A 12529-nucleotide genomic window follows, 5' to 3' on the forward strand; every position below is an offset into this window, starting at 1 on the left:
TTTAATAAGGAAGCTTGATCTGTTCTTCGATACCCGCGATACGGAGCGGTCCCAGCAGCGTTAAACGTGTTAATTGATTCGCCATAAACAACGGGCTGTACTTCATGCCGCTCTCAAGCCAGGAACAAATCACCCCGATATGAGCGGACGTGATATAGCTGACGAGTATCTCTTTCGGCACCTGCAGCGTTTTCTCTGATTCCTCAATCGAAGAAAGCAATTCCTCGTAAATTCGTTTCTGCACGAACTCCGCCATAAGACTTCTGAATTGCGGCAGCCCCCTGTCGCTCAGCATCACTTGAAAGTATTCGGCATGTTCATGGATGTACTCAAACAGTTTTACAAAAGATACTGGCGGATGTTCCTCATCGATACTGACCGGTTCAACCGGTGTTTCGGGCTTTACCTGCCGGATCAAATCATCAAGAACCTCCGTCATGCTTTGAAACAGAAAATCCTGTTTATCCTGATAATGCAAATAAAATGTGCCGCGGGTCAGGTCCGCTTTTTCCGTAATTTCCTGAATCGTAATCGAATTGGCATCTTTTTCTTTCAGAAGGGCAATTAAAGCGTCTCTTAAATATTTGTTTGTTCGTCTGATTCTCGGATCTACTTTATGCTTTTTAGACATTTTTTTCCTCCCTGTCTAACTTTCATTTTCTTCTGGACAAATCATCCGCAGGTGTCTACTTCTAAACATTTGGGCGTTCTCTGTTTATTGACCTTTTCCCAAAATCTACTGTACCATGAACATACATCTTGTACACGGTGTGAAGTAATGAACACTATGTTCATTAATCATCTAAACGAAGCTTCGTTACGTAAAATGAGTGCACTCCATCTGATCTCACCAGCTATGATAAAGAGAGGAGTCTTTGGCATGAATGGAAAAATCGCATTAGAAGAGCATTGGGAATCTCCTGATTTTCCGGCTACAGGAAGCCACAATTTTACTGACGAGGAGTATTTCAGCGCTGTCCAAAAACGATTGCAGGAATTCGAGAAACGGATAGAAGACATGGATCGAAACGGCATCCAAACATCAATTCTCTCATTGACACAGCCTGGTATTGAAGGCATTACTGATCCTGACAGAGCTGTGAAACTCGCAAAGCAAATGAACGATCACGCTGCGGAATTCTTCGTTTCTAAGCACCCTGACCGCTTTAAAGCATTTGCGGCAGTTCCGCTTCAAGATCCTGAAGAAGCCGCGAAGGAACTCGAACGGGCCGTAAACGAGCTCGGCTTTGTGGGTGCCTTGGTCAACGGCTACAGCAACATCGGGGATGAAAACACCGCTCAATATTTAGACGAGCCCCAGGTGCGCCCTTTCTGGGAAAAAGCCGCACAGCTGCAGGTTCCCGTCTATCTGCATCCGCGTATCCCGCTGCCGCATCAGCAGCGCATCTATGAAGGCTACGAAGGCCTCCTCGGTTCAGCATGGGGCTTTGGTTTTGAAACAGCAACACATGCCATCCGCCTGATGCTCAGCGACCTTTTCGACGAATACCCTGATTTGACTGTCATCCTCGGACACTTAGGCGAGGGCCTGCCGTTTACATTGCCGCGGGTTGAACACAGACTGCGCCATCAGCGTCCTGAAACCCATGGCAACCATAAGAAAGCGCCGACTGAATACCTCCGCAAAAACTTTTATCTCACAACAAGCGGCGTGTTCAGAACACAGGCATTGATTGATACATTGTTAGAAGTCGGCTCAGACCGCATCCTCTTCTCGGTCGACTATCCGTATGAAACAATGGAAGAAATCTCTTCCTGGTTTGACCAATGTCCAATCAGCGAAACGGACCGATACAAAATCGGCACTGAAAACGCGGCTAAGCTTTTTCAATTCAATCGATAAAAAGAAGACCTTCGGCAAAGCCGAAGGTCTTCTCAGACTGATCAGTCCAAAATAAGATCAGCGTTTCCAGTATGCAGCATGAGCAGCCGCAAACTCAGTCAGCGAACGGGGTTCTTTCCCCGTCACACGCTTCACTGTATCCGTTACCCGATGTTCCGCACCATGGCGAATCGCTTCATCCAGCCCCGCCATAAAACGGGCATAGTCCGCCGGCAAACCTGCTGTCTCCATCCTATTCTGCAGCCCGGAACGAGAAATGCTGACGTGCTCCACCCGGCGTCCCGCCGCAGCTCCGATGATCTCCGCCGCTTCGGCATAGCTCAGCGCCTCGGGTCCTGTCAGAATATGATGTGTTTGATGAGGAACATCATCTATCAAAGCACGCACGGCCGTTTCTGCGATGTCATCAGCGTCGATGAACCCTAGCTTTCCCTCACCCGAAGCCGTGATGATGTGCCCCTCAGTTTGAATAGACATTCGATGCTGGACATTGATGAAGTTTTGCATAAAGTATGAAGGCCTCAGCACCGTCCATTCAGGGAAATCGCGTACCGCCCGATGAAGCGCACCAAACACAGGGCCATCATCAGGGACAACCGACGCACTGAGCATTACCACTCGCTCCGCACCCAGCCGCTTTGCCTCCTTTAGAAACGGGAGCACATAAGGAGCCGGGTCAAATACACCGACCGGGGCAACAAGATAGATCTGTTTCACCTGTTCCAAAGCAGGTGAAAAACTGGAAGTATCCTTCCAATCAAAATACACATACTCAGCATCAGAAAGCGTGCCCTTTTTCCGGCTTGCAATACGCACTCTGTACCCGAGCTCTATTAAACGGCTGGCGATTCGGCTCCCGGTTGTGCCGGTCCCGCCCGTGATTAAAATCGGCTGCTGTTTCATCATTTTCCACTCTCCTCTGTTTGCAAAAATGATCCTCCAAACGCCTCTTTTACGACGAGCGGATTCCAATAATCCTTATAGCGCACAATGCGGCCGTCCCTCGTTTCAATGACACTGATATAGCTTTGGCGATAAGGCAGCCCAGTCTCAATCACATGACCGTCACATTGAAACTCCGCGATGATCGTATTCGTATCTGCTGAGCGGTACACTGTCGGAGCCGTAAACGAAGAAAGATGAATCTGATCAGGATAATCTTTAATATAATCGTAAATGGCCGCCTTTCCTTCTATTCTTTTTGGTGATCCCTCTGGCGCATAAGGAAACTCAAATATGGCATTCTCATCCCAAAGCTCCGTCCAGCTCTTCATGTCCTTCTCAAGCATATAGGCCATAAACTTTCTCAATGTGTCACATGCCTTTTCAAATTCATTCATTAACATTCATCATCACCTCATTTTTTTAGACCATTCAGTCCAAAAAGTGCATACATGGGCAAAGAATCCTTTACCACATGTTAATCAAGCACCGATAAACTTACGTCAACATGGTCCTGAAGCCGACCCATATCAGCCGTCACTTTGGCGACAAACGTCAGAGACAGCCTGCTCTGATTCAAATACCGGGCAAGCGCCGATATATCATTGTCTTCGCCAGTCAATTCTCCTTGATCCTTCGCTCTTAAAAGCGCCTGATAAAAAGCGTCCTCAAGCTGCTTCGACTGTCCCTCAAAATACCGGGCAAGCTCAGGATCATGCGGGATCTGTTCAATCGCACTGTTAATGATGAAACACGCCTTCGCCCGTTCCGGATCTTTAAGGACATTGACGCCTTCTTGAAAAATTTCACGAATGGCTTCCTTTACAGATCCAGGCGCCTCAAGCCTTTCCATAACGGCAGCATTTTTCCCCTCAAGATACGTTTTCACAGCTGACAGAAACAAATCACGCTTTGTGCCATACGTATCATACAAACTTTGGCGCGCAATGCCTAAATGAGAGAGCAGCTCCTGAAGAGACGTGCCTTCGTAGCCGTACTCTCCGAAAACCTCTATCGCCCTGTGAAGAACAAGCGCCGTATCAAATTCTTTATTCCTCCCCAAAAGGCTATCACCTCCTGAAACAAATGTTACCAGTTTCCAGACTGAACAGTCAAGAAAAACATAAAAAACACTCTTGAACTGCAAGAGTGCCTCTTTTTCCATCATCTTTATTTATAGCCGTCTTGTCCCCATTGGCCCATATGGTGGTGGTGATGGTGGCCATAATTACCGTCATGATGGTGGTGATGAGTATCTTTTCCATCATGATGATGGTGATAATAGTGGTGATGCCCATCGTTCTCATGGTGCATGCCGTAGCTCGGATCACTTCCAGTTCCCGGGTAGCCAGCATAGCCGCCGCTTGGATAACCGCCGTAGCCCCTGTGTGCGCCATGGCCCGGATATCCGCTGGCCCCTCCATACATGCCGTATCCTGGGTAGCCTGCATCTTGCATATTGTATCCCTGATGGCCAATGCCACAGCCAGGATAACCAAAACCGGGTCCTCCATACATATGTCTAATATCAGTCATATTCATCCACTCTCTCCTTCGCATAGGTTACAGTCCAGAGTATGAGAAGATCTTATAGATCGTATGGGCGGCCGCCTAAACCAGCTAAAAAGAAAAAAGCAGACCATGACAGTCTGCTCACTTCTTATTCACCTAAATCAACGTTATGATACACCTGCTGAACATCTTCCAAATCCTCTAATGCATCAATCAACTTTTCAAACTGTTCCTTCGCATCATCCGGAAGCGTCACTTCACTTTGCGCAAGCATGGTCAGCTCCGCTACTGTAAATTCCTCAACGCCCGCGTTTTTAAACGCCTCCTGCACCGCATGGAATTGATCTGGCTCAGCATATACGATCACGCTGTCATCCTCTTCTAAAATGTCACGGACATCGACATCCGCTTCCATCAGGATTTCAAGCGCTTCGTCAGCTGTTTTGCCTTCTACACCGATTACAGCCGTCGCGTCAAACATGTAAGCAACAGATCCGCTCACACCCATGTTTCCGCCGTTTTTCCCGAACGCCGCACGCACTTCCGGCGCCGTACGGTTTACATTATTCGTCAGCGCATCAACGATAATCATTGATCCGTTCGGCCCGAAGCCCTCATAACGAAGCTCATCGAAATTCTCTTCCGCTCCGCCTTTCGCCTTCTCGATCGCACGTTCAATGATATTTTTCGGCACGCTGTAAGTCTTCGCGCGCTCAAGCACAACCTTCAGCGCCTGGTTGGATTCCGGATCAGGCTCGCCCTGTTTCGCCGCCACATAAATCTCACGGCCAAACTTCGCATAAATCCGACTCGTATTCGCGTCCTTAGACGCCTTCTTCTCTTTAATATTGTTCCACTTACGGCCCATGATGCTCCACTCTCTTTCATATATATCAATCTGTATATTGTTATTCACTTTATCCATTATACCTCAAATGGTTTGGTTGTTTCGAGTGTCTTGCGTTAGAAATAGAAGGAATGCCGCGGTGTGGAGAATCGAACGTCTTCCGTAAAGCAAGAAAAAAGCCCTAGCTAAGGGCTTTCTTCTTCTGATCCATGAGCTTGTAAGGGGAATGATCGATATACGTCGTGTTTCGATCCGTTGATTCCTTAAAGCCGCCGGAGTTTGCCAAGAAAGAAAACGAAATGCTTCCGAAAATAAGGGTAACACCAAGGCACATCAACACTTTTTTCTTAATAAGCATATAAACACTCTCCTTTTTGAATATCTTCTTGCGCTTTCAGCACTTTCCGATAAAACGCAGCAGCGTGCTCATAATGACAGCGGCTTTCAAAAACAGCGGCAGCGCTGCGGGCACATGCTTCAATGTAAGCGTGCAGGTTCTTTTTTTCGAAATAGGCTAACATCTCAAGGATTCTGGTCTCATCAACACTCTCTTTGTAGACGGCCTGCAAGAACAGATACAATTCTTTATAGAATTTGTAAGAACTCGCATTTGGATGTGTTCTAATATGGCCTAATCCTTCCTCTATGAACTGAAACGCCTTCTGTGTTTGACCTGCTTTACATAATGTCCAGCTTAATCCAAACAAGACGTTCGGAAGCAAATCAGGGACCGTTTCTCTGCTTACCTTCGCTGCTTTTTGGAAGTGTTCTATAGCCATCTGATCGTCTCCTGATCTGTCATAACTGTTCGCGATGTTCAACAGAGAAATGGCGATAAACCGGTCGTTTTGAATGTTCATGGCCAATTCCAGCGCCGCTTCTAAATGCGGGAGCGCTTTACCATATTGTTTGAAATCATCATAGTTGCCGGCGATCACAAACAAGCTTTGTATGGTTCTAATGCTGTATAGGGGATGGTTTTGATAAATGTCTAAGGCTTGAAGAATATGATGCATCGACACATGGGTTTGCTTCATATGGTAATACGCTTCTGCCACTTTAAAATGGAATTCCGCTTTCTCGATTTCATCTGACACAAACGGCAGTTCTTTCTCCGCCTCGCGATAAAACCCGATCGCTTCCACATATTCTTTTTGATCAAATTCATACATGCCGCGGAAAAACAAAGAGTAGTATTTCAAAAGGCCTGTGAGTTTTTTCTGAGGAGTTTCAATCGTTTCCAAAAGCTCTGTCACTGTAGGGCGATTCCCGTATGTTTGTCCCGGCTCCAAATAATCCAGCATCAGCTGGTGCCGAAAACACATCAGAGAATAATAGATCAGCAAATCCTGATCCTCTTCCATCTGCTGAATGTCCTGCTCCACCTCCGCTTTCAGAACCTCAGCATCCGGAACACTGAATTGACGAATCATCTTGTACCATTCATTAATCTTAACACCGACACGCGAAGACGGTATGGCTTGACTCAACGGCTTCCCTCCTTCTCTGTGAGATATGTCATATTCTATCAATCCCATATTTTGAAAACAATATAGGAGGAAGAAATTGTTTTTTCATCCTGTCAATTTGTTTTTCCCCGCAAAAAAAAGACCCTTTACGCAAGGGTCCATGCTTATTTCATATACGTATTCACTAGCTCGTAACAGCGCTGATTCTTCGTTTTACTTGTTCTATAAAAGCAAACACGTCTTCAGCAGGCATCAGGTTTTCCAGCAATTGAATGACATTCTCTTTCCCCACTATTAACTCCTGATCTTTTAACATCACAGGCGTTTCCTTAAACACATGCCAAGGATAAAATAACCTGAGAAAAGGATCTGAAAAATAAATCCCTTTGTCCGTTAATGTGATGCCATCTGTTTGCTTCACGGGAAAAGTACTCCAGAAGGAGATCATCTCCTGATCCTTAGGAATATGCAGCCGTTTTCTCAATCGTACCTCTCTCTTTTCAGAAATCTCGTTACCGACAAGTAGCCCATTGGTCAAACCGAACATCTTGTCATAGCTGTTCTGAAACAAAATACTGATTTCCCTCAATTCACTGGCAGAAACAGATACATGATCTATCCGGGGTTCCGTAAGCAAATCCAAGCCATTTTCACTAAGAAATTGCTGAATTACCCTCAACAGCTCTGCCAACAGATCCGCAGGATATGAACTGAAGCCGACATCAAAAACCTCTACTTCATCAAACCAAATCTCATAATCATCCGTCGATTTAATCGATTGGATATCAGTGAATGCTTCCCATGTCACACATCCCTCTTGTTCTCCAAATCTCTTCCAGTACAATCCCTTACTCGTAAACATAACAAAGCTTTTCGCTTTATTTCCCATGGAACAATTCAGTAAGGCCGTCACCGTTTCTTTCTTCGATAACGGGAATAGCTCACACGCATATGTCAAAAGCTCCTCAGGAACAAATCCGGTAAAGAACTTATCTTTTTGATACATTGAACACAAATCACTCAAATATGAACCACCCATCGCTTCATCGTCCTCCTTTTGTTTCATATACGAGTACTTTGAATGAAAGTTTCACAGAATTTCGACACCGTTATCAGCAAAGATCAACTCTTGAACAAAAAAGAAAAAGACGCTAAGAGCTTTGATGAGCTTTCAGAATCTATAGCTTTAATCAACCACAACAAAATCCTGTACCTTAACCTGTTCCTTAGGCAAATCAAACTGATAAAGCTTCTTCTTAGAACGAATATCAAACACACCCACGTACCCGCCAATGCCCTTTTTATGCTCTTCCTGGGCAACAATATACAGTTGATTCCCCTTAAACTTTGCATCCATATAAGGGAATTTCAAGCCGTATGTGTGAAAAGAAAAATCCTTCCCATATTCCAGCAAGTTCGCTTCACCCTCTTTGTCTTCATACGTCACATAAAAGGTGCCGTTTTCTTTGTCATAGTACACGGTATCAGCGTATTCAAGCTCATCAGGATATGGAATATATGTCGTCTTCCATGTCCCTTTTTCAATCACAGTCAGTTCATGCTGCGAGCTCGCGACAATAAATTCCTCCGAGTCAGCGAATTTATCTGCGTATGAGGCTAAACCTAGGGTTTCAACGATTTCCTCTGTTTTTCTATCGATCACATAAATAGACATGCCTTGAATGATATAAATATAGTTCTCATCACTGGCCCCCATCGTGACAAGCGAAGGCAAGGTGAGCTGATATTTCTTTTTCGTTTTTCTGTCGTTTATGTGAATGTCATTCCCCGCCGTATCAACGTTATAGGCCTTAACAGATACATCCTCCCCCTCATACCAAAACGCAAATGGATCTGACAGCAGATGCTCTTTGACCACATCCTTCTCCAGCGTATAGTAAAAAGGCTCGTGCTCCGCTAATAATACAATGTCTGTTGATGCGACAGATTTCGTTTGAATATAAGGCACATCCGCCACCTTGAACGTGCGCCTGTTAAACCGTTCGCCTGTTGAGGTTGTGAGCAGCACGCTTTCTTTTATGAGAGGATTGGAGTAGATAAAAAAGATGCGGTCTTCTTCAGGGTGGATGGCGGAAGTTTTGACAGGAATATTGTCTTTATTGTGTAACTGACCATACAGAGCAAACAGTATGACGCATACCATTAACACTAATAAACCAAATGTAACCCGTTTTTTCTTCATCAACATGCTCCTTAAAAATACAATATAGAATCCCAACTTCCAAAAAATATTTAGTGATCAATGTAATTTCGACCATGTTTCCACCAATCCCTTCATGAATAAAGACACATGCCAAATGACTCATTTTTCCACTGAAACACGTTCTCACCCCCACCCTCATCCCGCTCCGTGGTAAAATTTTGATATTGAGCGAACAAAAGAAGGGAAATGGTCATGAAAGTATTTGAAGCGAAAACACTGCTTTCGGAAGCGACAGACCGCGCGAAAGAGTATAAAGAACTAAGAACCCAAATGGTCAACTTGAGAAAAGCCTTAAAAAGCGTCGCTGATCTCAGTGACAGCGAATTCTCAGGAAAAGGCGCCAGCAACATCAAAGCCTTCTACCATGACCACGTCGGCGTCACCGACCAATGGATCGACTACATCGACATGAAAATCGCATTTTTCAACAGCATCGCCGGAGCCGCCGAGGACAAAGACCTCTCTGACGCATACATCGAAGAATCCTTCCTGGAGCACGAACTGGAAAATGCCCATAAAAAATCAAAGTCCATCATGTCTGAACAGAAAAAAGCGATGAAAGACATCCTAAACGATATCGACGACATCCTCCCGCTCGACCTGTTTTCAACAGAAACCTTCAAAGACGAGCTGGCAGATGCCAACGACAAACGCAAAAAAACACTGGAAAAATTGGACGCCTTGGACGAAGACCTGAAGACAGAATACGCCCTGTCTGAACCAAACGAACAATTCATCAAATCCGACTTCCAAAAGCTCCAAGAAGCAACGGGCAAAGGCAAAAGCGCCACACCTATCCACTACAACGCCAAAGCGTACCGTGAGAGTGACATACATAAGAAAAAAGGCGACATTGAAAAGCGGACTGAGGCTTACTTGAAGATTAAGAAAGAGGAAGCGAAGGAACGCGAGATTGAAAAACTAAAAGAAAGACTGAAAAACTACGATTATGCAGATGCCGATGAATTCTACGAAATGGCAAAAACGATCGGCTATGAAAATCTGACAGCAGAACAACAGAGATACTTCACCCAAATTGAAAACACGCGTGAGTTTGAAGCAGGTTTCAAAGGGGTCGCCGTTGGCCTTTATGATTCCGGAAAAGACGCGGTCACAGGCCTGTGGGATATGGTCACAGATCCGGGCGGAACCGTTGAAGCGATTACCGGAGCGATGGCTCACCCGATCAAAACGTATGAAGCCATTTCAGCGGCAATCGAAGAATCATACCAAAAAGACATGGTGAATGGTGATACCTACTCAAGAGCAAGATGGGTGTCATATGCGGTTGGCACTGTTGTCACATCAATTGTCGGCACAAAAGGTGTTGGCGCCGTCTCTAAAACAGGCACAGCCGCCAAAGTGACAACCAAAGTCAAAACAGCAGCAAGCAAATCAGCAAAAGCTCAAAAAGCCATCACGGTCTCAAAACAAACCATTGATCACATCAAACAAAAAGTAAACAAAGGCATAGAAGTATCAAAAAAACACGTCAAAACCAAATTAAATCAAATCGGAGATCTCACACTTGCGGATATTCTCCCCTATCATCCCCGTCACGATTTAGTGCCGGCAGGCGTTCCTTACAACGCAGTCAACGGGGTCACGCTTAAAGAAGGACTGCAAAAATTCGCCAAGGTCATCCTTCCGAAACCATACGGAACGTCATCAAGCGGAAGACGAACTCCAGCGCCAGTTGTACCGCCGGTAACCGTCAAATACGGCCAGCATTACGCAAGATGGAGCAGAAAGAAAGTGCTGAAGCCAAATGTCGTTTATAAAACAAAAGAAGGCTACACGTACACCACTGACAACTATGGTAGAATTACAAGTGTCAAAGCAGACTTGCAGCTGGGAGAAGCAAAACGAAACCAATATGCACAGTCGAATGCTGGAAAGCCCCAAGACCGAAAGCCTGACGATGACGGAGGCCATTTAATCGCCACCCAATTCAAAGGCTCAGGCCAGTTTGACAATATCGTGCCGATGAATTCTCAAATTAATAGGAGCGGCGGGAAATGGTACAACATGGAGCAAGTATGGTCTAAAGCTTTAAGTCAAAAACCACCGAAACAGGTGACAGTTAAAATTAACAACATTTATGAGGGTGATTCTTTAAGACCTTCTAAATTTATTGTTGTATATAAAGTTGGGGATAAAGAACCTGTTAGAACAATCATTAAGAATAAAGCTGGGGGTTAATCTAATGGAAACTCAAAAAATGGGTGAACTATATCAAAAGATTGCTGAACATCTAAATGAAGTGATTCCATCTCAATGGGAAAAGATCGTTTTATATGCTGAAATACTTGATGACTCAGCAGATATATACTTTTATTTTACAACACCAAATAACAGTGATTATTTATTTTCTCATTATATACCTGAACACTTTGATGTGAGCGAAGAGATTTACGATCAACTGCTAATTGAACTTCAAGAGCTATTTGAAGAACTAAAAGAAGAATTTAAGCTAGGTAATCAAGATATTTGGACAAATCTCACTTTAAAATTAGAAAACACCGGAAAGTTTTCAATTGATTATAATTATGATGATGTTTTATCGTCTGAACTTGATGACCTTCAAAGACGAGATGTTTGGAAATATCAAAATTTAGGGATATTGCCTAAAGATGAGGACGACAAAGAATTTGTAATAAACTACTTCGGTCTATAAATCAAAAATGGCTCAGCCCTTCTCTGCTGAGCTATTTTTGATAACTAAGATTTCTCGACGATTGAAGGTGAAAAGATTGGAAACTAAAAAAATGCAAGATTTGTACCAGCTTATTAGTCAGAAATTAAATGACATCATACCTTGTGAATGGACAAAAATTTATCTTTATGCAGAAGTATTAAATGACTCTACCATGGTTCTCTTTCACTTCAAGACACCAGAAAATAATCAAATTATTTATTCACAAGATATACCTAACCATTACAACGTAAGCAAGGATATCTTCAAGACGTTGTTAAGAGAGCTAAGAGAACTTTTTGAAGAATTAAAAACTGAACACAGAAATAATAACGATGATGTTTGGACGAACCTTACACTAACATTGGATCGTAGCGGAGAATTCCAATTAGATTATAATTATGATGATATTTTAGCCTCAGAATTAGATGGATATGAAAGAATCGCAATATGGGAATATAAAAACCTTGGTATTTTGCCTGAAGATGAGGATGATAAAGAATTTGTAATTAGCTACCTCGGTCTATAATTAAAAAATGGCTCAGCCCTACTCTGCTGAGCTATTTTTTATAAACCAATCTAAAATAAAGAAATTTTAGAGGTTTTCCATATGAATATATTGATTATAAATACAATTAATAAACTCTATAATGAGACTAACCTTTCTCAAGACAATTATCTATCATTATGCAAACAACCTATAACATTACCAGAAGAAATAAAGTCATTTGTAAAATCAATGTAGATACAATCTATTGGAGGGTAAACAATGGATAAACTGACAAAAGAAGAGTTGATCTTTCTTGTAAAGGAATTAATGAACCCAACATTAGATAATGAGAAAGTCAGTGAATATCTCGATTTATTAGAGAAAAATGTTCCTCATCCGGCACCAAGTGATTTAATTTTCTGGAGCAATGAAGATTACACAGCGGAACAAGTTGTAAAAATTGCTCTAAATTATAAAGATGAGTAG

The 12529-nt window shown here is 43.5% G+C and carries 15 protein-coding genes; 5 read left to right on the forward strand and 10 right to left on the reverse strand.

From position 1 onward, the window contains the following. Nucleotide 1: 1 nt before the first annotated feature. A complete protein-coding gene (locus BSI_RS06815) occupies nt 2-631 on the reverse strand; it encodes a TetR/AcrR family transcriptional regulator (protein WP_003240044.1) in 630 nt (209 codons plus the stop codon). Between the two features lie 249 nt (nt 632-880). Here BSI_RS06815 and BSI_RS06810 point away from each other — a divergent pair, with 249 nt between their 5' ends. Then, entirely contained in the window at nt 881-1864 is a 984-nt protein-coding gene (locus BSI_RS06810; RefSeq protein WP_003240046.1) for an amidohydrolase family protein, read from the forward strand. 57 nt (nt 1865-1921) lie between these two features. Here BSI_RS06810 and BSI_RS06805 read toward each other — a convergent pair whose 3' ends face one another. The 9 genes from BSI_RS06805 to BSI_RS06770 form a co-directional block, all read right to left on the reverse strand. Next, a complete protein-coding gene (locus BSI_RS06805; protein ID WP_003240048.1) occupies nt 1922-2770 on the reverse strand; it encodes an NmrA family NAD(P)-binding protein in 849 nt (282 codons plus the stop codon). Next, entirely contained in the window at nt 2767-3210 is a 444-nt protein-coding gene (locus BSI_RS06800) for a nuclear transport factor 2 family protein (RefSeq protein WP_003240050.1), read from the reverse strand. Before BSI_RS06800 ends, BSI_RS06805 begins: the two co-directional genes overlap by 4 nt. 74 nt (nt 3211-3284) lie before the next feature. Beyond that, entirely contained in the window at nt 3285-3869 is a 585-nt protein-coding gene (locus BSI_RS06795; protein ID WP_003240054.1) for a TetR/AcrR family transcriptional regulator, read from the reverse strand. 107 nt (nt 3870-3976) lie between these two features. Further along, nucleotides 3977-4342 (reverse strand): spore coat protein, encoded by a 366-nt coding sequence (locus BSI_RS0121340; RefSeq protein WP_080030872.1) that lies wholly within the window; start codon nt 4340-4342, stop codon nt 3977-3979. A 124-nt stretch (nt 4343-4466) separates the two neighbouring features. Then, nucleotides 4467-5186, reverse strand: coding sequence for a YebC/PmpR family DNA-binding transcriptional regulator (locus BSI_RS06790; protein WP_032732215.1), 720 nt, complete (start codon nt 5184-5186; stop codon nt 4467-4469). A 160-nt stretch (nt 5187-5346) separates the two neighbouring features. Further along, a complete protein-coding gene (gene phrH / locus BSI_RS06785; protein WP_003240059.1) occupies nt 5347-5523 on the reverse strand; it encodes a phosphatase RapH inhibitor PhrH in 177 nt (58 codons plus the stop codon). Beyond that, a complete protein-coding gene (rapH, locus tag BSI_RS06780; protein ID WP_003240060.1) occupies nt 5513-6655 on the reverse strand; it encodes a response regulator aspartate phosphatase RapH in 1143 nt (380 codons plus the stop codon). Before rapH ends, phrH begins: the two co-directional genes overlap by 11 nt. A 163-nt stretch (nt 6656-6818) precedes the next feature. Beyond that, nucleotides 6819-7673 carry a hypothetical protein gene (locus BSI_RS06775; protein WP_003240062.1) on the reverse strand — a complete coding sequence of 285 codons (855 nt, stop codon included), beginning with the start codon at nt 7671-7673 and terminating at the stop codon, nt 6819-6821. 147 nt (nt 7674-7820) lie between these two features. Continuing rightward, nucleotides 7821-8837 (reverse strand): hypothetical protein, encoded by a 1017-nt coding sequence (locus BSI_RS06770; RefSeq protein WP_003240064.1) that lies wholly within the window; start codon nt 8835-8837, stop codon nt 7821-7823. Nucleotides 8838-9050: 213 nt separating this feature from the next. On the opposite strand from BSI_RS06770, the gene BSI_RS06765 reads away from it, so the two are divergent. From BSI_RS06765 to BSI_RS06750, 4 genes are all read left to right on the forward strand, one after another. Further along, the gene (locus BSI_RS06765; RefSeq protein ID WP_032732203.1) at nt 9051-11060 is read left to right on the forward strand and encodes a T7SS effector LXG polymorphic toxin; all 2010 of its coding nucleotides are present in this window, start codon (nt 9051-9053) and stop codon (nt 11058-11060) included. 4 nt (nt 11061-11064) lie between these two features. Then, nucleotides 11065-11535, forward strand: coding sequence for a TIGR01741 family protein (locus BSI_RS06760; protein WP_003240068.1), 471 nt, complete (start codon nt 11065-11067; stop codon nt 11533-11535). Between the two features lie 76 nt (nt 11536-11611). Further along, on the forward strand, nt 11612-12082 hold the full coding sequence (locus BSI_RS06755) for a TIGR01741 family protein (RefSeq protein ID WP_003240070.1): 471 nt from the start codon (nt 11612-11614) through the stop codon (nt 12080-12082). Nucleotides 12083-12322: 240 nt separating this feature from the next. Further along, nucleotides 12323-12529, forward strand: a complete 207-nt coding sequence (locus tag BSI_RS06750; protein WP_003240072.1) for a bacteriocin immunity protein — start codon at nt 12323-12325, stop codon at nt 12527-12529.

The organism is Bacillus inaquosorum KCTC 13429 (genome assembly GCF_000332645.1).
GTDB classification, from domain to species: domain Bacteria; phylum Bacillota; class Bacilli; order Bacillales; family Bacillaceae; genus Bacillus; species Bacillus inaquosorum.

Excerpts from the sequence above, each read along its gene's own strand:
- BSI_RS06810 (WP_003240046.1), top strand. The coding sequence starts at position 881 with ATGAATGGAAAAATCGCATTAGAAGAGCATTGGGAATCTCCTGATTTT.
- BSI_RS06765 (WP_032732203.1), top strand. The coding sequence starts at position 9,051 with ATGAAAGTATTTGAAGCGAAAACACTGCTTTCGGAAGCGACAGACCGC.
- BSI_RS06815 (WP_003240044.1), bottom strand. The coding sequence starts at position 631 with ATGTCTAAAAAGCATAAAGTAGATCCGAGAATCAGACGAACAAACAAA.
- BSI_RS06790 (WP_032732215.1), bottom strand. The coding sequence starts at position 5,186 with ATGGGCCGTAAGTGGAACAATATTAAAGAGAAGAAGGCGTCTAAGGAC.
- BSI_RS06760 (WP_003240068.1), top strand. The coding sequence starts at position 11,065 with ATGGAAACTCAAAAAATGGGTGAACTATATCAAAAGATTGCTGAACAT.
- BSI_RS06775 (WP_003240062.1), bottom strand. The coding sequence starts at position 7,673 with ATGGGTGGTTCATATTTGAGTGATTTGTGTTCAATGTATCAAAAAGAT.
- BSI_RS06805 (WP_003240048.1), bottom strand. The coding sequence starts at position 2,770 with ATGATGAAACAGCAGCCGATTTTAATCACGGGCGGGACCGGCACAACC.
- BSI_RS06800 (WP_003240050.1), bottom strand. The coding sequence starts at position 3,210 with ATGTTAATGAATGAATTTGAAAAGGCATGTGACACATTGAGAAAGTTT.
- BSI_RS06750 (WP_003240072.1), top strand. The coding sequence starts at position 12,323 with ATGGATAAACTGACAAAAGAAGAGTTGATCTTTCTTGTAAAGGAATTA.
- BSI_RS06770 (WP_003240064.1), bottom strand. The coding sequence starts at position 8,837 with ATGAAGAAAAAACGGGTTACATTTGGTTTATTAGTGTTAATGGTATGC.
- BSI_RS0121340 (WP_080030872.1), bottom strand. The coding sequence starts at position 4,342 with ATGACTGATATTAGACATATGTATGGAGGACCCGGTTTTGGTTATCCT.
- phrH (WP_003240059.1), bottom strand. The coding sequence starts at position 5,523 with ATGCTTATTAAGAAAAAAGTGTTGATGTGCCTTGGTGTTACCCTTATT.